The organism is Duganella sp. BJB1802 (genome assembly GCF_013369445.1).
Taxonomy (GTDB): Bacteria; Pseudomonadota; Gammaproteobacteria; order Burkholderiales; family Burkholderiaceae_D; genus Rugamonas; species Rugamonas vulcania_A.
Window position 1 is genome coordinate 174988 of the sequence record NZ_JABWEF010000012.1, and the last position, 25835, is coordinate 200822.

At 66.3% G+C, this 25835-nt stretch carries 21 protein-coding genes and 1 pseudogene; 7 read left to right on the forward strand and 15 right to left on the reverse strand.

Features of this window, described 5'->3' with window-relative positions; all coding sequences use genetic code 11:
* The 5 genes and pseudogenes from HUX88_RS19550 to HUX88_RS19570 all read right to left on the reverse strand — a co-directional run bounded on the left by HUX88_RS19550 (nucleotide 1) and on the right by HUX88_RS19570 (nucleotide 12009).
* A complete protein-coding gene (locus HUX88_RS19550; RefSeq protein ID WP_229219425.1) occupies nucleotides 1-2580 on the reverse strand; it encodes a chemotaxis protein CheB in 2580 nt (859 codons plus the stop codon).
* Nucleotides 2581-2719: 139 nt separating this feature from the next.
* A pseudogene (locus HUX88_RS19555) lies at nucleotides 2720-4146 on the reverse strand (efflux transporter outer membrane subunit).
* Nucleotides 4143-7442: an efflux RND transporter permease subunit gene (locus tag HUX88_RS19560; RefSeq protein ID WP_176362836.1), complete on the reverse strand. Its 3300-nt coding sequence runs from the start codon at nucleotides 7440-7442 to the stop codon at nucleotides 4143-4145. The pseudogene HUX88_RS19555 and the gene HUX88_RS19560 overlap by 4 nt, the downstream one beginning before the upstream one ends.
* On the reverse strand, nucleotides 7439-10549 hold the full coding sequence (locus tag HUX88_RS19565) for an efflux RND transporter permease subunit (protein ID WP_117013544.1): 3111 nt from the start codon (nucleotides 10547-10549) through the stop codon (nucleotides 7439-7441). Before HUX88_RS19565 ends, HUX88_RS19560 begins: the two co-directional genes overlap by 4 nt.
* Nucleotides 10546-12009 (reverse strand): efflux RND transporter periplasmic adaptor subunit, encoded by a 1464-nt coding sequence (locus HUX88_RS19570; RefSeq protein ID WP_176362837.1) that lies wholly within the window; start codon nucleotides 12007-12009, stop codon nucleotides 10546-10548. The genes HUX88_RS19565 and HUX88_RS19570 overlap by 4 nt, the downstream gene beginning before the upstream one ends.
* Before the next feature lie 249 nt (nucleotides 12010-12258).
* Here HUX88_RS19570 and HUX88_RS19575 point away from each other — a divergent pair, with 249 nt between their 5' ends.
* The 3 genes from HUX88_RS19575 to HUX88_RS19585 all read left to right on the forward strand — a co-directional run bounded on the left by HUX88_RS19575 (nucleotide 12259) and on the right by HUX88_RS19585 (nucleotide 14778).
* The gene (locus HUX88_RS19575; RefSeq protein ID WP_176362838.1) at nucleotides 12259-12729 is read left to right on the forward strand and encodes a Spy/CpxP family protein refolding chaperone; all 471 of its coding nucleotides are present in this window, start codon (nucleotides 12259-12261) and stop codon (nucleotides 12727-12729) included.
* Between the two features lie 64 nt (nucleotides 12730-12793).
* On the forward strand, nucleotides 12794-13507 hold the full coding sequence (locus tag HUX88_RS19580; RefSeq protein ID WP_176362839.1) for a response regulator transcription factor: 714 nt from the start codon (nucleotides 12794-12796) through the stop codon (nucleotides 13505-13507).
* Nucleotides 13507-14778 carry an ATP-binding protein gene (locus HUX88_RS19585; protein ID WP_176362840.1) on the forward strand — a complete coding sequence of 424 codons (1272 nt, stop codon included), beginning with the start codon at nucleotides 13507-13509 and terminating at the stop codon, nucleotides 14776-14778. The genes HUX88_RS19580 and HUX88_RS19585 overlap by 1 nt, the downstream gene beginning before the upstream one ends.
* A gap of 29 nt (nucleotides 14779-14807) precedes the next feature.
* Here HUX88_RS19585 and sppA read toward each other — a convergent pair whose 3' ends face one another.
* The 4 genes from sppA to HUX88_RS19605 all read right to left on the reverse strand — a co-directional run bounded on the left by sppA (nucleotide 14808) and on the right by HUX88_RS19605 (nucleotide 19928).
* Nucleotides 14808-16703 carry a signal peptide peptidase SppA gene (gene sppA, locus HUX88_RS19590; protein WP_176362841.1) on the reverse strand — a complete coding sequence of 632 codons (1896 nt, stop codon included), beginning with the start codon at nucleotides 16701-16703 and terminating at the stop codon, nucleotides 14808-14810.
* 49 nt (nucleotides 16704-16752) lie between these two features.
* Nucleotides 16753-18198: a sodium:solute symporter gene (locus HUX88_RS19595; protein WP_176362842.1), complete on the reverse strand. Its 1446-nt coding sequence runs from the start codon at nucleotides 18196-18198 to the stop codon at nucleotides 16753-16755.
* A 73-nt stretch (nucleotides 18199-18271) separates the two neighbouring features.
* Nucleotides 18272-19483, reverse strand: a complete 1212-nt coding sequence (locus HUX88_RS19600) for an MFS transporter (protein WP_176362843.1) — start codon at nucleotides 19481-19483, stop codon at nucleotides 18272-18274.
* Nucleotides 19484-19586: 103 nt separating this feature from the next.
* A complete protein-coding gene (locus tag HUX88_RS19605; RefSeq protein WP_176362844.1) occupies nucleotides 19587-19928 on the reverse strand; it encodes a hypothetical protein in 342 nt (113 codons plus the stop codon).
* Nucleotides 19929-19993: 65 nt separating this feature from the next.
* Between HUX88_RS19605 and HUX88_RS19610 the strand changes: the two genes are divergently transcribed.
* Nucleotides 19994-20215 (forward strand): DUF3820 family protein, encoded by a 222-nt coding sequence (locus HUX88_RS19610; protein ID WP_117013535.1) that lies wholly within the window; start codon nucleotides 19994-19996, stop codon nucleotides 20213-20215.
* Here HUX88_RS19610 and HUX88_RS19615 read toward each other — a convergent pair.
* Complete coding sequence (locus HUX88_RS19615) at nucleotides 20212-20586, reverse strand: MerR family transcriptional regulator (RefSeq protein WP_117013534.1); 375 nt, start codon at nucleotides 20584-20586, stop codon at nucleotides 20212-20214. The genes HUX88_RS19610 and HUX88_RS19615 overlap by 4 nt on opposite strands.
* A gap of 95 nt (nucleotides 20587-20681) precedes the next feature.
* Between HUX88_RS19615 and HUX88_RS19620 the strand changes: the two genes are divergently transcribed.
* Nucleotides 20682-21506: an SDR family oxidoreductase gene (locus HUX88_RS19620; RefSeq protein ID WP_176362845.1), complete on the forward strand. Its 825-nt coding sequence runs from the start codon at nucleotides 20682-20684 to the stop codon at nucleotides 21504-21506.
* On the opposite strand, the gene HUX88_RS19625 is transcribed toward HUX88_RS19620, so the two are convergent.
* Both HUX88_RS19625 and HUX88_RS19630 read right to left on the reverse strand, forming a co-directional pair.
* Entirely contained in the window at nucleotides 21484-22407 is a 924-nt protein-coding gene (locus HUX88_RS19625) for an alpha/beta hydrolase (protein ID WP_373886817.1), read from the reverse strand. The two genes, HUX88_RS19620 and HUX88_RS19625, sit on opposite strands and share 23 nt — an antisense overlap.
* A gap of 45 nt (nucleotides 22408-22452) precedes the next feature.
* Nucleotides 22453-22893 (reverse strand): hypothetical protein, encoded by a 441-nt coding sequence (locus HUX88_RS19630; protein WP_176362846.1) that lies wholly within the window; start codon nucleotides 22891-22893, stop codon nucleotides 22453-22455.
* A gap of 140 nt (nucleotides 22894-23033) precedes the next feature.
* Here HUX88_RS19630 and HUX88_RS19635 point away from each other — a divergent pair, with 140 nt between their 5' ends.
* Nucleotides 23034-24056 (forward strand): M4 family metallopeptidase, encoded by a 1023-nt coding sequence (locus tag HUX88_RS19635; protein WP_117013531.1) that lies wholly within the window; start codon nucleotides 23034-23036, stop codon nucleotides 24054-24056.
* A 10-nt stretch (nucleotides 24057-24066) separates the two neighbouring features.
* Nucleotides 24067-24372, forward strand: a complete 306-nt coding sequence (locus HUX88_RS19640; protein WP_176362847.1) for a protealysin inhibitor emfourin — start codon at nucleotides 24067-24069, stop codon at nucleotides 24370-24372.
* On the opposite strand, the gene HUX88_RS19645 is transcribed toward HUX88_RS19640, so the two are convergent.
* The 3 genes from HUX88_RS19645 to HUX88_RS19655 all read right to left on the reverse strand — a co-directional run bounded on the left by HUX88_RS19645 (nucleotide 24369) and on the right by HUX88_RS19655 (nucleotide 25792).
* Nucleotides 24369-24758 carry a PPC domain-containing DNA-binding protein gene (locus tag HUX88_RS19645; RefSeq protein ID WP_176362848.1) on the reverse strand — a complete coding sequence of 130 codons (390 nt, stop codon included), beginning with the start codon at nucleotides 24756-24758 and terminating at the stop codon, nucleotides 24369-24371. The genes HUX88_RS19640 and HUX88_RS19645 overlap by 4 nt on opposite strands.
* Entirely contained in the window at nucleotides 24758-25123 is a 366-nt protein-coding gene (locus tag HUX88_RS19650; protein ID WP_117013528.1) for a glutaredoxin, read from the reverse strand. The genes HUX88_RS19645 and HUX88_RS19650 overlap by 1 nt, the downstream gene beginning before the upstream one ends.
* An 87-nt stretch (nucleotides 25124-25210) precedes the next feature.
* Nucleotides 25211-25792 carry a YSC84-related protein gene (locus HUX88_RS19655; RefSeq protein ID WP_117013527.1) on the reverse strand — a complete coding sequence of 194 codons (582 nt, stop codon included), beginning with the start codon at nucleotides 25790-25792 and terminating at the stop codon, nucleotides 25211-25213.
* Between the last annotated feature and the right edge of the window lie 43 nt (nucleotides 25793-25835).

Below are 25835 nucleotides of genomic sequence, written 5' to 3' on the forward strand. Positions count from 1 at the left end.
CTAGTCGGAGCCTTTTTGCATGGACCTCAGTTGCTGCTCAAGGAGTTTGGACTCGGTGATGTTGATGAAAGTGACCACCACGCCGTCGATCACGTTGTCCACCGTCCGGTAGGGCATGATGCGGACCGTGTACCAGCCGCCGCCCCGGGTCGGGATCTGCCGTTCGCAGAACACCAGCGTGCGCAACACCTCCCGCGCGTCGGCCTCCAGGTCCGGGTATTCCAGGTCGTTGACGATGTCGCTCAGCGGGCGGCGCACGTCGCTCGGTATCAGCTTGAAGATCTGCGTGGTGCGGTCGGTGAAGCGACGGATGCACAGCGCGCCGTCGAGGAAGATGGTGGCGACGTCGGTGCTGTTGAGCAGGTTCTTCATGTCGCCGTTGACCATCGACAGGTCGTCGACCTTCGATTGCAGCTCGGCGTTGACGGTGTACAGTTCCTCGTTGAGCGACTGCATCTCCTCCTTCGAGGTGGTCAGCTCCTCGTTGGCCGACTGCAGCTCCTCGTTGGTGGACTGGAGTTCCTCGTTGGCCGACTTGAGTTCCTCGCGCGACGCCTGCATCTCGTCGCGCACCGCCTGGATCTCCAGGCGCGCCTGCGCCAGCTGCTGCTCCAGTTCCAGCACATAGGGATTGCTGGAACGCGAGCGGCGCTTTTCCGGCGGCAGCGGCGCCGTGGCGAAAGTCAGCATCAGGGTGCCCGACAGCGGCCCGGATTCGGGCATCGCCTCGGCGGTCAGGTCGAGCGCCTCGGACGGCTTGCCGGCGCCGTCGCGCTGGATCAGGCCTCGCACGGCGATCATGCCGTCGTTGTGGCCGGCGCGCTTGAGCAGGTCGGCCAGCTCGTGCCGCAGGCCGTCGCGCGCCATCGCATGGATATTCCAGTTGGCCTTGCCGGCGGCCGGCTCCAGATAGGCGCCGGTGCGGCCATGGATGTACAGGATGTCGCCATGAGCGTTGAGCAGCACGGCCGCCGGCGTGTGCTTCTTGAGCAGCTGCTGCTCGACCTGGGTTTGTAGGTTACCGTTCATGGATGGATGATTGGGTTCGCTGGCTTGAGGAATCGACACGCTGCTGACGCGGGTCGGGAAATAATTGGCGACGCGATGAATGGACGCGTCCAGCCGGCGATATATGCGGCCGGCGCCGGTCACCGGCACGAACAATTCGTTGAAATGGCCCGGCGTATCGGCGCTGCCCAGCATCAGCAAGCCGCCGGTCTTGAGCGCATAGTGGAACAGCGGGATCAACTGCTCCTGCAACTTGGTAGTGAAGTAAATGAGCAGGTTACGGCAGCACAGTATATCAAGCTTGGTGAACGGCGGATCGGAAATGACGTTCTGGCGGGCGAAGATGATGGTGTTGCGCACATCCTTGCGGATGCGGTAGCCGCCCTTCTCGTCCGGCAGGAAGTAACGCTCCAGCTGTTCGGCGGAGACATCGGCCGCGATGCCGGGACCGAACACACCCTGGCGCGCGCGGTCGATGGCATCCTCGTCAAGGTCGGTGGCGAAGATCTGCAGCGTGTATTGCGCCGTCGGCCGCTGCCTTTCCAGCACCTCGTTGAAGGCGATCGCCAGCGAGTAGGCTTCCTCGCCGGTCGAGCAGGCCGGCACCCAGGCCTTGAACGCGGCGCCCTCCGGGTGCGCCTCCAGCAGCTGCGGCAGCGCCGTCTCCATCAGGAAGTCCCACACCTTGGCGTCGCGGAAGAAGTTGGTCACGCCGATCAGCAGCTCCTTGAACAGCAGCTCGATCTCGGCCGGATTCTCGCGCAGGTAGGCGACGTATTCGGCCAGCGTGTCGCACTGCCGCAGCTTCAGCCTGCGGTCGGTGCGGCGCAATACGGTGCTGAGCTTATAGTCCGAAAAATTGGCGCCGGTATGCTTGAGCAGCAGCTGGAACAGCTGTTGCAACGCATCGCGCTGGACGCTGGCCCGCACCGGCAGGCCGGATTCCTGCCTGTTCCACCATTCGGCCACGTGCGCCGCCATCTCGCCCGGCAGCGCCACGATGTCGACCACGCCGGCCGCGATGGCGCTGATGGGCATCGGATCGAAGCGCGCGGAGGACGGCAGCTGCGCCATCGTCAGGCCTCCCGCCTCGCGCACCGCGGCCAGGCCCGCCGTGCCGTCGCTCCCCATGCCCGAGAACACGATGGCCACCGCCTGCTCGCGGCAACGCGCGGCCAGCGCCTTGAAGAAACTATCGATCGGAAAGCGGTGGCCGCGCACGCCGGACGCCGGCAGCACCGCGAAGTTCTCGCCGTCGAAACTCAGGTCGCGGTTGGGCGGGATCACGTACACATGGTCGGCTTCGACCGGCATGCCATCCTCGGCCTCCTGCACCGGCATGCGGGTCACACGCTGCAGCAGCTCGGACAGCATGGCCTTGTGCAGCGGGTCGAGATGCTGGACGATGGCATAGGCGAAGCCGCTGGCCGGCGGCACGCCGACCAGGAACTCGCAGATCGGATCGAGCCCGCCCGCCGACGCGCCGATGCCCACCACCGGCACGGCGGCAGGCTTCATCGAGGACGCTTCGATGGCGGGGGCTGGTGTGGCATGGGCGGTTCGTTTGGTCATCGTGGCATGGTCACCGCCGGAAGAACCCTGCACCGGCGATCAGGTGTCTCGGGAAAGTGGTATTTGTTTACATCTTGCCAGATGATTATACAAACACGCCACCCAAAAACCAAGCGCACGCGCCCCGCCTTACAACAGTCTAATCGCTAGCGGCATGCCAGCCGCCGCCCAGCGACTGGATCAGCGCCACCGCCGTGGTCTGGCGGTCGGCCTGCGACTGCACCAGCGCGCGGCGCGCGGCCAGCGCGGTGTTCTGCGCCGTCACCACGTCGCTGTAGCCGACCTGGCCGGCGCGGTAGCGGTTGAGCATCTGCGCCTCGACCTGGTCCGCCGCCTCGGAGGCGATCTTGCGCAGATCCTGCTGCTGGGCCAGCGCGCGGGTCGCGGCCAGCTGGTTCTCCACGTCCGCGAACGCGGCCAGCACCGTCTGGCGGTACTGGGCGATGGCCGCATCGCGCTGCGCCTCGGCGCCGCTCACGCGCGCCCGGGTGGCGCCGGCGTCGAACAAGGTCTGCGCCGCCGACAGGCCCAGCGACCACAGGTTGTTGGAGGCGTTGAACAAGCCGCCGGTCGAGCTGGAGCCGTAGCCGAAGGAGCCGGTCAGGTTCAGGCTCGGGAAGTAGGCGCTGCGCGCCACGCCGATCTGCTCATTGGCGGCGGCCACGCGGCGCTCGGCGGCGGCGATGTCCGGGCGCCGCTGCAACAGCGTCGACGGCACGCCGGTAGGCACATCGGGCACCACCACCTTCCACGGCGCCGACGGCAGGCTGAAATCGCTGGCGGCCTTGCCCAACAGGACCGCGATCGCATGTTCCAGCGTGGCGCGCTGGCGCTCAGCGTGACCTGGTCGATGCGGGCGTTGGCCAATTGGGTCTGCGCCTGCAGCAGGTCCGACTTGGCGGCGATGCCGGCGTCGAAGCGGTTCTGCGTGATCTGCAGCACGCGCTCGTAGCCTTCGGTGGTGGCATCCAGCAGCGCCTTCTGCGCGTCGGTCTGGCGCAGCGAGAAGTAGTTGGTGGCCAGCTCGCCCTGCGCCGACAAGCGCGCGGCGGCCAGTTCGGCGGCGCTGGCCTGCATGCTCGCGTTGGCGTTGTTGGCGCCGGCGCGCAGCTTGCCCCACACGTCCGGCTCCCAGCTGGCGCCGATGTTGGCGCGGTACTGGTTGGCGGTCGGCGTGTTGCCGCCACCGCCGGAGCGGTTGGCGCTGCCGTTGAGCGTCGCGGACGGGAACAGCGAGGCGCGCTGCTGCTCCACCAGCGCCCGCGCCTGCGCGTAGTTGGCGACGGCGGCGGCGACGTTCTGGTTCGAGACCTCGATGCTGTCGGCCATCTGGTTCAGCAGCGGATCGGCGAACAGCTGCCACCACGGGCCGCGTTCCAGCGCGTCGGCCGGCGCGGCGGCGGTCCAGCCGGCGGCGACCTTCTCGGCCTCGCTGGCGGTTTCCTTGTAGGCCGACGGCTGCGGCGTGGAAGGCAACTGGTAGGCCGGGCCGACCGCGCAGCCGCTGGCCAGCAAGGCGGCCAGCGCGATCAGGGGATAACGGAGGGATGGTGCGGTTTTGTTCATGGTGTACCCGGCGCTTCGCTGTGGATGCGGCTTAAATGTTGTTCGGACGCGCTGCGGCGGCGCAGCTTGTCCATCAGGATGTAGACCACCGGTGTGGTCAGCAACGTCAATACCTGGCTGGCGATCAAGCCGCCGATGATGGCCACGCCCAGCGGCTGGCGCAGCTCGGAGCCTTCGCCGAAGCCGATCGCCAGCGGCAGCGCGCCCAGCGCGGCGGCCAGTGTGGTCATCAGGATCGGGCGGAAGCGCAGCAGGCAGGCTTCGCGCACCGCCTGCACCGGCGTCAGGCCGCGCGAGCGTTCCGCCTCCAGCGCGAAGTCGATGATCAGGATGGCGTTCTTCTTGACGATACCGATCAGCAGGAAGATGCCGATCAGCGAAATCGTCGAGAACTCCATCTTGAAGATCAACAGCGCCAGCACCGCGCCTACGCCCGCCGACGGCAGCGTGGTGAGCACGGTGATTGGGTGCACCAGGCTTTCGTACAGGATGCCCAGCACGATGTAGATCACCACGATGGCGGCCAGGATCAGCAGCGGCAGCGACTTGTTGCTGTCCTGCGCGGCTTTGGCCGAACCCTGGAAGCTGCCGCGCACATTGTTCGGCATGCCGATTTCCGCTTCGGCCGCCTTGATCTGCTCCGCCGCGTCGGACAGGCTGGTGCCCGGCTGCAGGTTGAAGGCGATGGTGGTCGCCAGTTCGCCGTCCTGGTGGTTGATCGACGTCGGCGCCGAGCTCTCGGCGAAGCTGGCCAGCGCCGACAGCGGCACCATGGTGGTGGCCTTGGTGCTCAACGCGGAACCGGACGACGCATCCTTGACCGCCGGCGCGGCGACATTGGCCGGCGTGGCGCTGGCCGTGCTGGTGCTCGTGCCGCTCGTGCCGGTACCGCTGCCCGTCGCGGCCACCGTCAGCGCCACCGGCGCGCCATTCGGATTGCTGGCGCTCGGCGCGGGCAGGCCTTTCGACGGCACATGCACATCGTTCAGCGCCGCCGGACTCTTGGCGAACTCGCGCGGCACTTCCATGATCACGTGATACTGGTTCAACTCACCGTAGATGGTCGCCACCTGGCGCTGGCCGAAGCTGTCGTACAAGGCGTTATCCACATCGCGCGCCGACAGGCCGAGGCGCGAGGCGCTGTTCTTGTCGATGGTGACGAAGGTCTCGACGCCATTGTCCGCCTGGTCGGTATCGACGTCGGTCAATGCCTTCTGTCCCTTCATCGCATCGGCGAGACGGCTGGCCCACTTCTTCAAATCGGCCTGGTTGTCGCTCTTGAGCGTGTATTGGTAGTTGGAGTTGGCCTGCCGCCCGCCGGCCCGCAGATCCTGCACGGGGCTCAGGAACAGGCTCACGCCCGTCACCCTGGCCAGCTTGGGACGCAGCCGCGCGATCACCGCCTGCCCCGCCACCGTGCGCTGGTTGGCCGGCTTCAGGTTGATGAACATGAAGCCACCGCCGGCGCGACGGCCGCCGGTGAAGCCCACCACCGTGGCGACATCGGGATCGTCCTTGATGATGTTGACGAGCTGGCGCAGCTTGCCCTGCATGGCCTGGAACGAGATGCTCTGGTCGGCGCGGATGCCGCCGTTGATCTGGCCCGTGTCCTGCTGCGGGAAGCCGCCCTTTGGAATCGCCGCGAACAGGTAGAAATTCAGCCCGATCACGAACACAAGGCTCAGCATCACCAGCCACACGCTGGACAACGCCCAGTCCAGGCTATGCTCGTAGCCCTTGAGGATGAAATCGAAACCGCGCTCGAAAAACCGGGCGATGCGGCCCGGCGGCTTGGCGTGCGTGTGGCCGGGCTTGAGCAGCCAGGCGCACATCATCGGCGTAGTGGTCAGCGAGACCACCAGCGAAATCATCACCGCCGCCGACAGCGTCACGGCAAACTCCTTGAACAACGCGCCGAACTGGCCGCCCATGAACAGCAGCGGAATGAACACCGCGATCAGCGAAAGGCTGATCGACAGCACGGTGAAGCCCACCTCGCGCGCGCCCAGCAGCGCCGCCTCGAAGCGGTCCATGCCGGCCTCGATGTGGCGGGTGGTGTTTTCCAGGACCACGATGGCGTCGTCGACCACGAAACCGGTGGCCACCGTCAGCGCCATCAACGACAGGTTGTTCAGGCTGAAGCCCAGCAGGTACATTGCGCCAAAGGTGCCCAACAGCGAGACGATGGTCGCCACCGCCGGCACGATGGTGGCGCGCACGCTGCGCAGGAAGGCGCTCACCACCAGCACCACCAGCAGGATCGAAATAATCAGCGTGATCTCGATCTCGTGCAGCGACGAGCGGATCGAATTGGTGCTGTCGCTGGCGACGTCGATCTTGACGTCGGACGGCAACTGCGCCTGCAACTGCGGCAGCTGCGCGCGCACGCTGTTGACGGTTTCGATGACGTTGGCGCCGGCCTGCGAACGCAGGATGACAATGATCGCCGGCTTGCCGTTGAACAGGCCAAGGTTGTTGTTGTCCTCGACGCCGTCGATCACCTGCGCCACGTCCTGCAACCGGATCGCGCTGTCGTTGCGCCAGCCGACCACCAGGTTGCGGTAGTCGGCGGCGGAGCGCCCGCCGCTGGCGTGGGCCGACTCGGTATAGATCTGCAGGCGGCGGCCATTGCCCTGCAAGGCGCCGCGCGGACGATTGGCGTTGGTGGCCTGGATGGCCGCGCGCACGTCCTCCGCCGACACGCCGTAGCGGTTCAGCGCATACGGATTGAGTTCGACGCGCACCGCCGGCAGCGAGCTGCCGCCCAGTTCCACGTCGCCCACGCCGGTCACCTGCGACAGGCGTTGCAGCACGGTGTTGGAGACGGCGTCGAAGATCTGGCCCGGTGTGCGGGTTTCCGACGTCAGCGCCAGGATCATCACCGGGATGCCGGAGGTGTTGGCCTTGCGGTAGGTCGGGTTGCTGCGCAGCGAGGCAGGCAGGTCGACGCGGCTGGCGTTGATGGCCGCCTGCACCTCGCGCGCGACCGAGTCCACGTTGCGGTTCAAGTCGAACTGCAAGGTCACGCTGGAGGAGCCGGTGTTCGATTGCGACGTCATCTCGTTGACGCCGGCGATCACGCCCAAATGGCGCTCCAGCGGCGTGGAGACGCTGGTGGCCATGGTGGCGGGGCTGGCGCCCGGCAGGTTGGCGTTGACCGAGATGACCGGAAAATCCACTTGCGGCAGCGGCGCCACCGGCAGCACGAAGAACGCGCCGATGCCGGCCAGCGCCAGGCCACACGTCAGCAGGACGGTGGCGATCGGGCGCTTGACGAAGGGCGACGACAGGTTCACAGCGCACCACCTTCAACGGAAGCCGGCGGCTGCGCGGGCTTGCCGCCGCCGAAGCGGCGTGCCAGGCTGTCGAAGCCGAGGTAGATCACCGGCGTGGTGAACAGCGTCAGCATCTGGCTGACGATCAAGCCGCCGAAGATGGCCAGGCCCAGTGGACGACGCAGCTCGGCGCCCTCGCCCCAGCCCAGCATCAGCGGCACGGCGGCGAACAGCGCGGCCAGGGTCGTCATCAGGATGGGGCGGAAGCGCAGCAGCGCGGCCTGGTGGATCGCCTCGCGCGGCGGCTTGCCCTCTTCCCGCTCAGCCTCGATGGCGAAGTCGATCATCATGATGGCGTTCTTCTTGACGATACCGATCAACAGGATGATGCCGATGATGCCGATCACGCCCAGGTCCTGGCCGCTGACCAGCAGCGCCAGCAAGGCGCCCACGCCGGCCGACGGCAGCGTCGACAAAATCGTCAGCGGATGGATATAGCTTTCATACAGCACGCCCAGCACGATGTAGACGCAGATCACGGCGGCCAGGATCAGCCACAGTTGGTTCGACAGCGAGTTCTGATAGGCGCCGGACGCGCCGAGGAAGGTCAGCGTGACCGAGGCCGGGAACTTGATCTCGGCGGCGGCCTGCTTGATGGAGTCCACCGCCGTGCCGAGCGAAACGCCGGGCGCCGTGTCGAAGCCCAGCGTGGTGGCCGGGTACTGCGCCACGTGCGTCACCTGCAGCGGCGCGGCGCGTTCGCTGATGGAGGCCACCGCCGACAGCGGCGTGGCCTTGCCGGAGCCGGTGCGGATCTGCAGGTTGCCCAGGTCGGCCGGCGTGGTGATGTCGTCGCGGCGCGCCTCCAGGATCACGCGATACTGGTTGGTCTCGGTGAAGATGGTCGACACGATGCGCTGGCCGAAGGCGCTGTACAACGCGTCGTCGATGGAGGCGGCGGTGATCGACATGCGCGAGGCGCTGTCACGGTCCACGGTGACGTAGGCCGCGTTGGCGCTAGCGCCGACGTCCGATACCACGTTGCGCAATTCGTGCTTGGTACGCATCTGCTCCGCCAGTTTGGTGGCCCACTGGTTGACGGTGGCGTTGTCCGCGCCTTCGATCGACACGCGGAACTGGGTCGGGCCGGATTCGGCGTCGATGGTCAGGTCCTGGGTCGGCTGCAGGTACAGCGTCAGGCCGGGGATCTGCGACACGCGCTGGCGCAGGCGGTCCATGGTCTGCTGCTGGCTGCCGGTGCGCTGGTGCTTCAGGTTGATCAGCATGCTGCCGGTATGGAGCATGGTGTTGTTGGCGGCGTCCACGCCGACCACGGAACTGAGCGTTGCGACGTCCGGATCTTCCAGGACCAGGCGCGCGGCCTGCTGCTGCAGGTCCGCCATCCTGGCGTAGGAGACGGCCTTGCCGGTCTCCAGGCGCGCCTGCAGCTGGCCGGTGTCCTGGGTCGGGAACAGGCCTTTCGGGATCACCACGTACAGCAGCACCGTCAGCGCCATCGTGCCCAGGGCCACCAGCAACGTCAGGCCGGCGTGGTTCAGCACCCAGGTCAGCGAACGGTCGTAGTGGTTGATCACCCAGTCGAAGAACTGCTGGAAGCGGCGGGCGAAGCGGCCCGGCTTCTCTTCGGCGTGGCTCTTGAGCCAGCGCGCCGACATCATCGGCACCAGCGTCAGCGACACCACGGCGGAAATCAAAATGGTGATCGCCAGCGAGATCGCGAACTCGCGGAACAGGCGGCCCACCACGTCGCCCATGAACAACAGCGGAATCAACACGGCGATCAGCGACACCGTCAGCGAGATGATGGTGAAGCCGATCTGCTTGGCGCCCTTCAGCGCGGCGGCCATCGGCGTTTCGCCTTCCTCGATGTAGCGGGCGATGTTCTCGATCATGACGATCGCGTCGTCGACCACGAAGCCGGTGGCGATGGTCAGCGCCATCAGCGACAGGTTGTTCAGGCTATAGCCGAGCAAATACATCACGCCGCACGTGCCGATCAGCGAAATCGGCACCGACAGGCTGGCGATCACGGTGGCGCGCAGGCTATGCAGGAAGGCGAAGATCACCAGCACCACCAGCACCACGGCCAGCAGCAGTTCGGTCTCCACGTGTTCGACCGAGGCGCGGATGCCTGTGGTGCGGTCGCTCAGCACTTCGACCTTCATCGCGCCCGGCAGGCCGGCCTGCAGCTCCGGCAGGCGCGCCTTGATGGCGTCGACGGTGGCGATGACGTTGGCGCCGGGCTGGCGCTGCACGTTGAGGATAATGGCTTTCTTGTTGCCGGACCAGGCGCCCAGTTCGACGTTCTCGGCGCTGTCCTTGACGGTGGCCACGTCGGCCAGGCGCACCGGGGCGCCGTTCTTGTAGGCCAGGATCAGGTCCTTGTAGTCCTTGGCCGTCACCAGCTGGTCGTTGGCGTTGATGCTGTAGGCGCGGGTCGGGCCGTCGAAGCTGCCCTTGGCGCCGTTGGCGTTGGCGGCGGTGATCGCGGTGCGCAGCGTGTCCAGCCCCAGGCCGTAGGACGCCAGCGCGTTGGTGTCCGCCTGGATCCGCACGGCCGGACGCTGGCCACCGCTCAGCGTGACCAGGCCGACGCCGGACACCTGGCTGATCTTCAGCGCCAGGCGGGTGTTGACCACGTTCTGCACCTCGGTCAGCGGCATCGTGTCCGAGGTGATGGCAAGCGTCAGCACCGGCGCGTCGGCCGGGTTGACCTTGGCGTAGACCGGCGGCGCCGGCAGGTCGGTCGGCAGCAGCGAGGCGCCGGCGTTGATCGCGGCCTGCACTTCCTGCTCGGCCACGTCCAGCGTCTGGCCCAGGCCGAACTGCAGCGTGATGATGGAGACGCCGGCGGCGCTGGTGGAGCTCATGCGCTGCAGGCCGGCCATCTGGCCGAACTGGCGCTCCAGCGGCGCGGTCACGGTCTGGCCCATCACTTCGGGACTGCCGCCGGGGTACAGCGTTTGCACCTGGATGGTGGGGAAGTCCACCTGCGGCAACGCAGACAGCGGCAGGAACTTGAAGCCGACGATGCCCGCCAGGACGATCGCCAGCATCAGCAGCGATGTCGCTACCGGCCGCTGGATGAATGGTGCTGATGGACTCATTGTTGTGCCGCGCCCTGTTCTTTACGATGATGACGGCGCTCGCCTTCCGCCGGAGCGGAGGCCGCACCGGCCGCCGATGCCGGCGCCGAAGCCGCCGGTGAAGCCGGTGCCGATGCCGCAGGCGCCGCCTCGCCGGCCGAGCCATCGCGCTTGCCCTTCCAGCCTCCCGCGTGTTCGCCGCCAGCACCGCCGGCCGCACCGTCACGACGGCCCTTGCCCTCGCCCGGCAGCGTGACCTTGGCGCCCTCCTTCAGTCGATCGCCGCCCTCGGTGATCACCTGCTCGCCCAGTTGCAAGCCGCTGGCGATCTGCACCTTGTCGACCGTCGCCTGCCCGCGTGTGACCGGGCGGATGGTGACGGTCTTGTCGGCCTTGAGCACATAAACGAAATCGCCATTGGCGCCATGGCGCACCGCCGTCACCGGCACCATCACCGCATCCTTGATCGTGCGCAGCTCCAGCCGCACATTGACGAACTGGCTCGGGAACAGCGCCGATTTGACGTTGGCGAAGCGCGCCTTGGCCTTAACGGTGCCGGTCTGCACATCGACCTGGTTGTCCATGGCCGAGAATTTGCCGTTGTCCAGCGCATTGGTGCGCGTGCGGTCCAGCGCGATGGCAGGCATCTGCGCGCCGTCGTTCGCCTGCTGCATCACCATCGGCACGCTGTCCTGCGGGATCGAGAACTCGACATCGATAGGCGACAGCTGGGTGATCACAGCAAGGCCATTGGCATCGCCGGAGCCCACCAGGTTGCCGATATCGACCACGCGCAGGCCCACGCGGCCGGTGATCGGCGCGATCACTTTGGTGTAGCCCAGATTCAGCTTGGCCGTGCCCTCCTGCGCGCGGTCGGTCATCACCGTGCCTTCGAGCTGCTTGACCAATGCGGCCTGCGTATCCACATCCTGGCGCGCGATCGAGTCCTGGCCCAGCAGCGTGCGATAGCGGTTCAAGGTGAGCTTGGCGTTTTCCAGCTGCGCCTCGTCGCGCTGGCGTTGGCCGGAAGCCTGCAGCAGCGCCATTTCGAACTGGCGTGGATCGATCTGCGCCAGCACCTGCCCTGCCTTGACCATCTGGCCTTCCTTGAACAGCACCTGCTGCAATATGCCCGACACTTGCGGACGCACCGTGGTGGTGGCGGCGGCGGTGACCGTGCCCAGCGCCTCCAGCGTGACCGGGATATCGGCCTTCTCGGCGGTCGCGACGCCCACCGTGGTGGCCGGGCCGCCGCGACGGCCGCCGCCTGGACCACCGGGACCTCCAGGGCCGCCGGGACCGGGACCGCCCGCGCCCGGCGCACCAGGCGCGCCGGCGCTTGGCGGCTGATGCGTCAGGTACCACGCCAGTCCGCCCAGCCCCGCCATGGCGGCGACGGCGATCACGCTGCCGACCACCTTGGAACGGCGGCTGCGCTGCGGTGGAACGGCGGTCTGATTCGGCTTGGTCGGTGTATCCATCTTTGTCCTTTTTAGGCGTGCGTGTCCATGGCAAACCCACCATGGCGATCAATGCGTGGACTCTAGCACAGGCACCCCGCCGCCGTAAGTCACTCGCCCCCACGGTTACAAAGTCGCTACAAATCAAGGACTTTGCGCACTTTGCGTTAATCCCGCTTTACATATCTTTACGAACGCGACATCGCCGCTTCACGCAGGCCGTGCACACTGGCCTCGTTGTCTCCCACATCAACCAAACGAGGATAGAACATGAGTATCTTTAACCGCCAAACCATCGCCGCATTCCTGCTGGGTTCCACACTGGTCGTCGGCGTCGGCGCCTTCGCCGTCGAGCGCCACATGGGCGGGCCGCACGCCGCCATCGACGCCAGCGCCCATATGGACCGCATGCTCAAGCACCTGTACGTCGAAGTCGACGCCACCGATGCGCAGAAGGCCAGGATCGAGCCGCTGGTGAAGGCCGCCATGGCCGACATCAAGCCGATGCACGAGCAGCTGCACCAGATCCACCAGCAGGTGATGCAGCAGATGTCCGCCGCCACCATCGACCGCGCGGCGCTCGAAACCACCCGCGCACAAGGCGTGGCGCTGGCCGACCAGGCCTCCAAGCGCCTGGTGCAGCTGCTGGCAGACGTAGGTGATACCCTTACGCCGGCGCAGCGCCAGAAGCTGGCGGACCACCTGGGCCAGATGCACGAACGCCACGGTCATCACGGCTAAGCCGCCTTGTGAAGCCGGTCGCCTGTCCGTAGAATGGTCCGCGTGAACCTCAACCATGAATCCCATGCCTGACCATATCCTGCTGGTCGAAGACGACCCCCGCCTGGCCGAGATGCTCACCGAGTATCTGAGCCAGGCGGCTTTTCGCGTCACACACGCGCCCAACGGCCGCGCGGCGCTGGAGCACATCGCGGCCGGCGACATCGACGCCGTGATTCTTGACCTGATGCTGCCCGACATGGACGGCCTCGATGTCTGCCGCCAGTTGCGCGCCGTGTCCGACATTCCCGTGCTGATGCTGACCGCGCGCGGCGACGCCATCGACCGCATCATCGGCCTGGAAATCGGCGCCGACGATTACCTGCCCAAGCCATTCGAACCGCGCGAACTGCTGGCCCGCGTGCGCGCCATCCTGCGCCGCCGCGTCGAGCATCGCCACCAGCCGGACAATACCCCGCAACACGCCGCCGAGTTCCTGCGCTTCGGCCGGCTGGAGATCGACCCGGCCGCCCACGCCGCGCGGTTGGACGGCGCGCCCTGCGAGCTGACCTCCTACCAGTTCGACCTGCTGCTGGTGCTGGCCCGCCACGCCGGCCGCGTGCTGTCGCGGGACAGCCTGATGGAGCTGCTCAAGGGCGAAGCGATGGAAGCCTTCGACCGCTCGATCGACGTCCACATGTCGCGCATCCGCGCCGCCGTCGAGGACGATCCCAAGAAGCCGCGCCGCATCATCACCGTGCGCGGCGCCGGCTACCTGTTCGCCAAGGTGCAGGACTGATGGCCGCCCCGCGCTTCAGCTGGGGCCTGCCGCGCCTTTACTTCCGCTTCTACGTGGCCTTGCTGGTCAGCCTTCTGCTGTTCGCGCTGGCCGTGGTGATGGTGTGGAACCGCAGCGGCGGACCGCTGGAGCGCTCCAACGCCACGCTGGCGATGGTGATCCAGAACGCGCTGGCGCCGGCCGACGCCCCACCGGCCGCGCAGCAGGCCGCGCTGGAGCACATGGCCGCCGGCCTCGATGCGCGCATGACGCTCTACAGCCGCAACTGGGAACAGCTGGCCGTGATCGGCGCGCCCATCCCCGGCCACCGCTGGCGGCAGCACGAGATGGGCGGCCCGCCGCCGGAATCGTACGTGCGGCTGCCGGACGGCCGCCGCCTGCTGTCCAGCGAGCCGCTGGGCTTCACGCGGCCCAAGGCCATGCTGCACAACGCCCTGCTGCTGCTCGCGCTAGCCATCGGCATCGCCGCATTCCCGCTGGTGCGGCGTCTGACCAAGCGCCTGGAACGCCTGCAGCAAGGCGTGGAGTCGCTGGGCGCCGGCGACCTGACGGCGCGCGTGCCGGTCGAGGGCAAGGACGAAATCGCGAGGCTGGCGCAGAGCTTCAACCGCGCCGCCGACCAGATCGAACAACTGGTGGGCGCGCACAAGACGCTGCTGGCCAACGCCTCGCACGAACTGCGCACGCCGCTGGCGCGCATCCGCCTGGCGCTGGAGCTGATCAAGGACGGCGTCGATCCGAAGCGCCGCGCCGGGCTGGAACAGGACATCGCCGAATTGAACGACCTGCTGGACGAGATCCTGCTGGCCAGCCGCTTGGGCGCCACGCACGACAACGCGCAGCTGGAGGAACTGGATCTGCTGGCGCTGGCGGCGGAAGAATGCGCGCGCTACGACGACGCGGTGCTCAACGGCGCCTCCGCCGTGATGCTGGGCGATCCGCGCCTGCTGCGCCGGCTGCTGCGCAACCTGCTGGAGAACGCGCGCCGCCACGGCGTGGCGCCGGCGCACGTCACCATCACCTGCGACGAACGCAAGGCCACGTTGGCGGTCTGGGATAGTGGTCCGGGGATACCGGAAGAGGAATTCGAGCGGGTGTTCGAGCCGTTCTACCGCCGTCGCGGCACGCGCGACAACAGCGGCGCAGGCCTCGGTCTGGCGCTGGTGCGCCAGATCGCCCGCCGTCACGGCGGCGAGGCCCGCTGCGTGCCGATGCCCGATGGCCGCGGCAGCTTCGAGATTACGCTACTGCTGGCGGCAGCGCCGAAATGACGGCGCCATAGCCAGCGACCGCATTCACGTCACGGCGATTCGCACAGGCAGTGGGTGATGGCGGTGAACGGTTTGTGCGCCGTCGTGATCTCCGACAGCCAACCCAAATCGTTGACGATACCGGTTGCCGCGTTGGGCGGCAGGCCGGTGCTGGCGGCCACGCCCAGCTTGAGCTCCGCGCCGACGGCTTGTGCCACCGATTGTGCCACCGACTGTGCCACCGCGTGCGCCGCCGAGCCGCCCACCATTTCGATCAGGCGATCGAACTTGCTGGTCTCGCGTTCGATGTAGACCACGCGGTAGTCGGCCAGCTTGGCGCGCTTGGCGGCCGATTTCAACGCATCGCCGTAGCCGCCCAGCGTGTCGACCAGGCCGCGCTCCTTGGCTTGCGCACCGGTCCACACACGGCCCTGCGCCACGGCGTCGATCTTCTCCGGCGTGGTCTTGCGGGCCTTGGCCGCGCGGCCGGTGAACTCGGCGTAGACGTGGTTGATGCTGCCCTGGATCACTTGGCCGAAGCGCGGGTCCAGCGGACGCAGTGGATTGCCGGCGTCGCCCAGCCAGGTGGTCGGCTGACCGGCGGTGTGGATGCCCAGCTTGTCGATCACCTTGTCGGCGGTCGGCAGGATGGCGAACACGCCGATCGAGCCGGTGATGGTGGTCGGCTCGGCGATCACTTCATCGGACGACATCGAAATCCAGTAGCCGCCGGACGCTGCGACGTTACCCATCGAGACCACCACCGGCTTGCCGGCAGCGCGGGTCAGTTCCAGCTCGCGGCGGATCAGCTCCGAGGCGAAGGCGCTGCCGCCAGGCGAATCGACGCGCAGCACCACGGCCTTGATATGGTCGTCCTCGCGCGCGGCGCGTATCAGCTTGGAGGTCGAATCGCCGCCGATGGCGCCGGGACCGGTGCTGCCGTCGCTGATCTCGCCCTGCGCCACCACCACGCCGATGGCGTCGCCGGTCAGCTTGGTGTGGACGCGGGCCAGGTAGTCGTCAAAGCTGATCTGGCGGAAGCTCTTGCCTTCGGCGTCGAGCGCGCCGCGCTTGATCATCATCTCGCGGACTTCGTCCTTGGTTTTCAGGCCGTCGACCAGCTTGACCGACAGCGTCAGCTTGGCCAGGTCGCCGTTGACGGCGGCCACCTGGGCCGGCAGGTCGTTGATGGTCTTCATGACCTGGCCTTCCGGCAGCTTGCGCGCCTTCTCGACGTCGCCGGTGTAGGAAGCCCACAGCGCATTGTTCAGGTAAGCCTCCGCCTCGACCGCGGCCGGCGATGGGCCGTTGGCGATGTACGGCTCGCCGAAGCTCTTGTAGGTGCCCACGCGCAGCAGGTTGACCGTCACGCCCAGCTTGTCGAGCGCGTCGCGGTAGTAGTTGCGATAGCGGCCGAAGCCTTCCAGCAGCACCATGCCCATCGGGTGCAGGTACACCTCGCTGGCATGCGCGGCCAGCAGGTACTGGCGCTGGTCGTAGCTCGAACCCCAGGCCACCACCGGCTTGCCGGACGCCTTGAAGCGGTCGATGCCGGCCGCCACTTCACGCAGCATGGCTTGGCCGCCGCCTTCCATCTCGTCGGTCAACAGCACGGCGCCGGTGATCTCGGGATCCTTGGCGGCCGTCTCCAGCACGGACAGCACGTCGCGCAGCTGCATCATCTTGTGGTTCTCGCCGCCGCGCACGCTGGTCAGCAGCGCGTCGCGCGCGTTGGAGGCGGACTGTTCGACCAGCTGGCCCTTCAGGTTCAGCACCAGCGTGGTCTTGGGCGCCAGCGGCTTGGCGCCGCCGAAGAAGATCGCGTATCCCAGCACGATCAGCACGAACAGGAACAGCAGGTTCAGGACCGTGCGGCGGCCGGTGTCCAGCGCCCGCCAGAAGAAGGCGAATCCGCTGCGAATGTAGGAAAACGGGGATCTGCTCATTAGTACTCCAGTTGATTAGGTGTTACAAGAATGATACTGCATGCCAACGTTACTGTCTCGGTTTAGAAATCAGCAGCAGCCCGGCAAACACCAGCAATCCGTTCATGATAAGCAGCTCCAGGCCCAAACGGTAGCTGCCGAAGAGCAATTTCTGATTGGAATCAATGACGTAGCACAACACAGGACCGGCCAGCGCGACCAGCGGCACCCAGCGGTCGCGCACGGCGCGGCGGGTCAGGATGCCGAAGGCGAACAGGCCGAGCAACGGACCATAGGTATAGCCGGTCAGCTTCAGCACAAGGCCGATCATGCTGGCGTTGTCCACCCATTTGAACAGCAGCACCAGCAGCAGGAAGATCGCGCAGAAAGCCAGGTGGACGCGGTGGCGCAGGCGTACCTTGGCCGCTTCCGGCAGGTCGGTACGGCGCTGCATGCCGAGGATATCGATGCAGAAGGACGAGGTCAGCGCAGTCATGGCGCCGTCCGCGCTGGGGAACAGCGCCGACACCAGGCCGATGAAGAAGACCAGCTGCACGGCGGCCGGCATGTGCCGCATCACCACGGCCGGGAACAGCTTGTCGCCGGCCGCCGCCAGGCCCACCGTGGGCGCGTACAGGTGCAGCAGGCCGCCGAGGAACATGAACAGCAGCAGCACGCCGGTCAGCACCACGGTCAGCAGCAGCATGTTCTTCTGCGAATCGCGCAGCGTCTGGACCGAGATGTTCTTCTGCATGATCTCCTGGTCCATGCCGGTCATCGCCAGCACGATGAAGAAGCCGGCCAGCACCTGCTTCCAGAAATAGGCGGGACTGTCGATCGAGGTGGTGACCACGTGCGTCAGGCCGCGCGCGCCCATCGCGGCCAGGCTGTCGGGCAGGCTCAGGTGCATCTGGCCCAGCAGCCAGCCGGCGCAGACCGCCAGGCCCAGCAGCATGCCGGCGGTTTGCAGCATGTCGGTCCAGACGATGGTCTTGACGCCGCCCTGGTAGGTGTACATCAGGATCATGGCCAGGATGGCCAGCGTGGTCAGCCAGAACGGCACGCCCAGGCTGTCGAGGATGGCCGCCTGCAGGATGTTGACCACCAGGTACAGCCGCGCCGACGCGCTCAAGGTGCGCGACAGGATGAAGAAGGCGGCGCCGCTCCGGTAGGAGCTCGGGCCAAGGCGCTGCTCGAGGTAGGTGTAGATCGAGGTCAGCTTCAGGCGGTAGTACAGCGGCAGCAGGATGTATGCGACGGCGATGTAGCCCAGCACGTAGCCCAGTATCACCTGCACATAGCCGAAGCCGTCGCGGCCGATGGCGCCGGGCACGCTGACGAAGGTGACGCCGCTCAGCGTGGTGCCGACCATCCCGAACGCGACCAGCATCCAGTTGCTGCGCTTGTTGCCGATGAAGAAGCTGTCGTTGGTGGCGTTGCGGGAGGTGCGCCAGGCCACCAGCAGCAGCAAGGCGAAATAGGAGAAGACCAGGCAGAACAGGGAAACAGCAGACATGAGGGGCGATCCAATGATTCAATTCGCCGCCAATATACACCGGCCGCGCCCGTCGCGCGGCCGGTCCCCTGTTTTAGTGGGCGACGGCGTGGATGGATTTTTCGCCGCCCGCGCCGGCGGGACGCGGATCGAGCCGGTCCAGGCGGCCGCTGAGCGCGGTCAGGCCCAGCGCGCCCAGCACCACCAGGCCGCCGGCCCAACCCGTATGCACCAGGCCGAGATGATCGACGATCAGGCCGCCTCCCCAGGCGCCGCCGGCGATGCCGACGTTGAAGGCGGCGATGTTCAAGCCCGAGGCCACATCGACGGCGCGCGGCGTGAAGTGCTCGGCCTGCCGCACCACATACACCTGCAGGCCGGCGACGTTACCGAAGGCCACCGCGCCCCACAACAGCACGGTCGCCAGCACCAGCCATTTGTACGGCGCCGCAAAGCTCAGCACGAACAGCACGGCGGCCAGGCCGAGGAAGATGATCTTCAGCGCGCCGACCGGGCCGCGCCGGTCGGCCAGCCTGCCGCCCCAGATATTGCCCACCGCGACGGACACGCCGTACACCAGCATCACCAGGCCGACCGTGTTGGCGCCGAAGCCGGTGATGTCCTGCAGGATAGGCGCCAGGTAGGTGAAGGCAGTGAACGAACCGCCATAGCCGAGCGCGGTGATCGCATACACCAGCAGCAGGCGCGGCTCGCCCAACACCTTCACCTGTTGCAGCAGCGAGGCGGGCTTGCTGTGCTTGATGGTCGACGGCACGAACAGCAGGCTGCCGATGAACGCCAGCACGCCCAGCGCGGACACGGCCAGGAAGGTCTCGCGCCAGCCGAAGTGCTGGCCGATGAAGGTGCCCAGCGGCACGCCGGTCACCAGCGCCACGGTCAGGCCGGTGAACATGATGGCGATCGCGCTGGCGGCCTTTTCCTTGGGCACCAGCGAGGTGGCGATGGTCGAGCCGATCGAGAAGAACACGCCATGCGCCAGGCCGGTGAGGATGCGCGCGGCCACCAGCGATTCGTAGCCGGGCGCCTTCCACGCCAGCAGATTGCCGACGGTGAACAGCACCATCAGCGACACCAGCAGTATCTTGCGCGGGACCTTGCCGGTGAGCGCGGTCAGCACCGGCGCGCCGACGGCCACGCCCAAGGCGTACAGGCTGACCAGCAGGCCGGCCGATGGCAGGTTCACGCCCAGATCGGCGGCGATGGTCGGCAGCAGGCCGACAATGACAAACTCGGTGGTCCCGATGGCAAACGCGCTGATGGTCAGCGCCAGCAAGGCAATAGGCATGACATTCACTCCTGAAAAGTTAATGTCATGCAGTATCGGGATTTTCTTTACTGAGAAACAGACACGAAAGTGGCAATGATATTTGCCTCGAAAGCAAAAATAATCATTCTGCCTTGGTCAATTCGACACCGTCCACGGTCATTTTCATCTTCTTGTCCTGCAGGTGCGGCGGCTGGGTGACGACGAAGGTGCTGCGCAGGATGCCGACACCCGCGTCGAAGTTGTCGCCATTGAAATCGAGGATATCGACGTTGAGGTCGAGGTTCTTGCCCGGCTGGTTGCGCTTGTAGTGCAGCTTGCCGCTGGCTTCGATGTTGAGTTCCATGTCCTTGCCCTTCCAGTCGCCGATGTAGGCGCGCTTGGCAGCGGGGATGGGCTGCGGATCGGCTTGCGCTATCATGGGCGCGGCCAGCGCGCAAAGAAGCAAGACGGATTTGAATGACATGACAGTCCTTTTCGGCCAGAGTTAAGATAGTTAAAATAGCAACCCGATTGTACCGCCCCTCCACGATGAATTCCGAAAAACTTGCCCTGCTGCTGACGCGTGAAATGCCTTACGGTAAATACAAAGGCCGCGTCATCGCCGACCTGCCCGGCCACTACCTGGGCTGGTTCGCGCGCGAGGGCTTTCCTTCAGGCGAACTGGGCGGCCTGATCGCGCTGATGTACGAGCTCGACCACAACGACCTGCGCAGCCTGCTCGATCCGCTGCGCCAGGCCAGGCCGCGCTAAGCCGGCAGTTCGTCGCTGCAGCCGCTTTCCACCTTGTCCAACGCTTCGGACAGCGCGACGCGCAGCACGGCCAGCGAGTGCGCCTTGTTCTCCACCTCACGAATTTTTTCGCGGATCAGCAAACGCTTTTCGCTCGGCGCCAGCGCCTGCTGCTCCCAGGCGCCGATCACATCGGCGATTTCCTTCAGCGTGAAGCCCAGCGCCTTGGCGTGCGTGATGAGCTCGATGCGCCGCAAGGCCAGCGCCGAATACTCCTTGTAGTTGTTGCTCAGATGCGGCTGGGCCGCCTCGTTGAGCAGACCCATGCGTTCATAGAACCGCACCGTGTCGCGCGACACGCCGGCCCGCGACGCAATTTCTCCAATACGCATTACCGCTTCCCTTCCCATCGAAACACAGACAGCGCTTGACCGTGGACCATGGTCCACGCTTTACAGTCGGCGCTCCCTCAACAAATCCATTCACCATGCGACCACTCAACTATCGCAACACCACCATTATGGTAACAGGCGCCTCGTCCGGCATCGGCCTGGCCTATGCCCACGCACTGGCGGCGCGCGGCGCGGACCTGATCCTTGTCGCGCGCTCCGAGGACAAGCTCAACAACCTGGCGCGGGAACTGGCGCATCGCCACGACATCCGGGCTGTCGCGCTGGCGGCCGACCTGACCGTGGCCGGCGCGGCCGGCGGCGTCCTGGCGAGGGCCGGCGCGCTGGGCCTGACGCCGGACATCCTGATCAACAACGCCGGCTTCGCGACGCACGGACATTTCGAGCAGCTGCCGCTGGAACGGCAACTCGACGAAATCGCGCTCAATTGCCGGGCCGTGGTCGAGCTCAGCCACGCGGCACTGCCGGCCATGCTGGCCAAGGGAGAAGGCGCCATCATCAACGTGGCGTCGACCGCCGCCTTGCAGCCCCTGCCCTACATGGCCATCTACGGCGCCACCAAGGCTTTCGCGCTGTCGTTTTCAGAAGCCCTGTGGCAGGAGTATCGCGCGCGCGGCGTGCGCGTGCTGGCCGTGTGTCCGGGCGCGACCGATACCGCTTTCTTCGATGTGGTCGGCGCGGCCGAGGCCGGGGTCGGCACGCGGATGGCGGCGGAGACGGTGGTCGAAGTCAGCCTGCGTGCGCTGGATCGCGGACGCAGCCACGTCGTCCCCGGCGGCGCGAACCGCATGCTGGGATGGCTGCCCCGCTTGCTGCCACGGCAAACGATATTGCGGATCGTCGCAAACATGCTGCGGCCGCGCCAGCCGGCCGGAACGGCTAAAGCATCCCGATATCCTTGAGCCAGTTTTCAACCAGCGTCGGCCACGACGAAATCGGATGATCCTTGTCCCGCAGGCCGAAGGCATGGCCGCCCTTGGCGAACAGATGGACCTCCGCCGGCACGCCCGCCTGGTTCAGCGCCCGCGCATACAGCGTGCTGTTGCAGATGGGGTCGACCGGGTCGTCCCAAGCCTGCAGCAGGAAGGTCGGCGGCGTCTTCGCGCCGACGCGGATGCTGGGCTCGAGCGTGCCGCCGGCCCGGCACAGGTGGCCGGGATACAGCGCGATCGCAAAGTCCGGGCGGCTGCTCAGCTTGTCGACCGCATCGACCGGCTTGTATGCCGACGCGAGGATATTGCTGGTCTGCGCCACCAGGTAGCCGCCCGCCGAGAAGCCGATCACGCCGATCCTGTCGGGATGGATGTTCAGCTCCTTCGCCCTGGAGCGTACCAGCTTGATCGTCCTTTGCGCATCCTGCAGCGCGCGCGGCACCTTGGGCGTGATGTGGCAGTTGCACTTCTCGTCGTAGTAGTGGTTACCGCCCGGAACCCGGTACTTGAGCAGCACGCAGGTGATGCCGCGCGAGGTCAGCCAATCGCAGATTTCCGTGCCTTCCAGATCCATGGCCAGCACCTTGAAACCGCCGCCGGGAAACACCACGACGGCGGCCCCGGTGTTCCGGCCCTTGGGCGCATACACCGTCATGGTCGGCTGGCTGACGTCGCTGGCCTGGAGCCAGCCTCCGTGGCCGTCGCGCTGCGCCAGGGATTCCGGCTTCGGGGCGAATATCGCATCGGGCACCGCGCCGGGCCAGATCGGAACCTGGATCTGATCCGGCGATGGCTGCCAGGTCTCGGCATGCGCCGGAACCTGGCCGATCAACAGGGCCAGCGCAAACGGGATGATGCTGAATTTTGGCACGCAAGAACTCCTGAATCCGTATAAATAATATGGTTGATATCGCCGTTAATGGGCTCGCTGCTCGACCTGTACAGCGCTTTCATCCATCACGAGCAACTGCGGCGCGAGGCCATGCCGCATGCGCTCCTGGAAGAAGTTGGAGCCGATGCCGTCGCTCCACTGGCCGATGGTGTAGTCCTTCAGCAGCGCGATCTGGTCGGGATTCAGCGCCCGCTCAAGCTGGTATTCGGTGCGGCCGATCAGCCTGCCCGATGCGCTGTCGAAGCTGAATGCAAGGCTGCCGCCACTGATGCCCGCGTCCTCCAGCTCGCCGGCGTTTTCTCCGTCCAGCAAGTAGTCTGAAAAGACTTCCTCGTCATAGGCAAGCCCGTCCAATGTTTTGAGGATGGCCGCGTCCTCAACGAACACGCCCTCCTCGCCCGTCTCCGGATCCACCCGCTTGAAGTCGAACACGCCTGCGTAAGCTGAAAAGGAAATGGATGCCAAAATAGTCTCCCGAGCGCCAGTAGAGATGCAAGCATATCATTTCTACAACTCCATAGCTGGTTGCAGAAGCAATCGTGACGTCCCGAAATTGCGAATCCGTGTATAAAGAGGACACTATTGCATCAGTGAAGGAGAACGTCATGGCAACCCAGGCCCACAGCTGCACTTGCTTCATCATCCCGACCACCATGCTGCGCAAGCTGGCCGACGCCGCCACCTCGCAGGCGGACCGCTGCCTGCTGCTGGACCAGTGCGAAACGTCCGCCTACCTGCGCGGCCAGCGTTCGATCTCGCCGGTCGCGACGGGCGTGGCGGCCGTCGGCGAAAAACGCCGCACGGTCTACGACGCCAACCACAAGACCACCCTGCCCGGCAAGCTGATGCGTACCGAGGGCGGCGTCGCGGTGGCCGACGCCGCCGTCAACCAGGCCTATGACGGCGCCGGCATCACCTACGACTTCTACCGCGAAGTCCTCAAGCGCAACTCCATCGACAACAAGGGCTTGCGCATCGACTCGACCGTCCACTACCAGAACAAGTTCAACAACGCGTTCTGGAACGGCCAGCAGATGGTCTACGGCGACGGCGACGGCAAACTGTTCCTCGGCTTTACCAGCGCGCTCGACGTCATCGCCCACGAGCTGACCCACGGCGTCACCCAGCACGCCGTGCCAGGCGGCCTGATCTATGAGAACCAAAGCGGCGCGCTCAACGAGTCGATCTCCGATGTGTTCGGCAGCATCATCAAGCAGTGGAAGCTCAAGCAGAATGTCGAGCAGGCCGACTGGCTGATCGGCGCGGGCATCCTGGCGCCCGGCGTCGGCAAGGCGCTGCGCTCGATGGCCGATCCGGGCAATAAAGAAATTACCTGGTCGGGCGACGATCAACCGAAAACCATGGCAGGATACGTGGAGGGCGGCGATGTCCACACCAATTCGGGCATCCCCAACCATGCCTTTTATGCGGCGGCCATCGCGCTCAAGGGCAATTCGTGGGACAAGGCCGGACCGGTCTGGTACAAGGCGCTGGGTCTGCTGACGCCGAACGCCAGCTTTGCCGACATGGCCAAGGCCACCTCGCAGGCGGCGGTGCTGCTGTACGGCGCGGATTCGCCCGAGCAGCACGCGGTGCAGGCGGCATGGAAAGTGGTCGGCGTCGTTTAGGAGAAATGGTATGACACGTTTAACGTTGCGATGCACCGGCGGCTTCACCGGCCCGGCCGGCGCGCAGACGCGCACGGTCGATCTGTCGCAGTTGCCGCCGGAGCGGGCGAACGAGCTCGAGCAGCTGCTGTCGGCCTGCGACTTCTTCGCGCTGCCGGACAAGCTGGTCAAGGACGCGCCGCGCTCGTCGGATTTCCAGTACGACCTCAAGGTGGACCAGGGCCAGCAGGAGCACCAGGTCCACTACCACCTGGACGCGGTGCCCGCGCCGCTCAAGGAGCTCACCGACAAGCTCCACGAAGTCGATCCCGACTAGCTTATCTTCAACTCGGGATAGCCGGTGCGCGGGTCCAGCTCGCGCGTGAAGCGCTGGCCGGGCAGCAGCGCCAGCAGCAGTTCGGCCGTCGTTCGCACCACGCAGCCCGCGCACACGTGGCCGCCCAGCACCCGTCCCTGCGCGTCCGACACCGACATGTGCAGATGCGCGCCATCGGCCGACAGCGATCCTGCCAGGGTCAGGATCTCCAGGTCGCCGCGCAAGGTGTCCGGCTGCGGCTGGCCGGCGTAGCGCAGCTGCGCCACGCTCAGGCTGCCGATGCCCTGCAACACGAAGCCGGCCGCGTGGCCGCTGGCCCGCAGCGCCGCCGCCAGCGCCGCGCGCAAGTCGTCGCCGGGGTCGAGGCGCAGCGCCAGCGTTTGCATCAGGCCACCATGCGCGCGAATTCGCCCTGCTCGACCAGCTTTTGCAGATCGTTGGCGCCGCCGATCAGCGTGCCTTTCACGAAGATCATCGGGAAGGTCGGCCAGCCGGTCCACATCTTCAACGCCGTGCGCGGACGCCAGCCGCCCAGGTAGCTGCCATAGCTCAGGTATTGGTAGGGCGTGCCCAGGCCGTCGAGGATCTTGCGGGCCTTGCGCGGGAAGGGATTGAGGCCCATGCCGACCACCACCACCGTGTTGGCGGCCACGGCGGCCTGCACTTCGGCCACCAGCTCGCGGTGGTAACTGCTGACCTGCTCGCGCACGGCCGGGTGGATGTGGGTTTCGTCCAGGATGTTACGGCTCATCGATATTCCTCGTTGTTGACAGATGAGCGTAAGAGTAGCCGCAACCGGCGCGGCGGCAAAGCCTTTTCCGCGCCGGCCGCCGGCCGATCACAAGTTGAGCTTGGTGATCTTGGTGCCTTCGAGGTTCAGGTTGGCCATCAGGCCGGCGTTGGTCAGCACCAGCGCCTGCACCGGATTGTTGGCGGTGGTGGTGTCGATCTCGCCGTTGGCGCCCACCTTCAGCAACGCCACCGAGCCGTCGACGCCGGCGGTCCAGCCTTTGCTGTTGCGGAATTTATCGAGCGCCTCGCGGGTCATGAACAGCAGCACCACGGCCTTCGATTGCGCGCCGGCCTGGAAGCCGACCGACACCGAGGCCACGCTGTAATAATCAACCGACTGGCCGCCGGTGCGCAGCACGCCCTTGCCGTACTCGCCGCCCACCACCAAGCCGGCCGCCAGCACGCGCGGGAACACCAGCACGCCGGCCGATTTGCGCACCAGCTCGCGCGAGCCCTTCACTTCGGCATATAGGCGCTCCAGCGTCGAGTAGGCGCCCTGCTCGATCTCGGTGCGGACGGCGGACGAATCGGCCTTGCCGGCCGTGGTGGTGGTGGTGCAACCGCCCAGCGCCAGGCCGGCCAACATCAGCGCTGCGGTGCCACGAAGCAGAAAAGTACGTTTTTGCATGGAAGTCTCCGTAAATGATCAACGAACGGCGGGGTGCCATGTG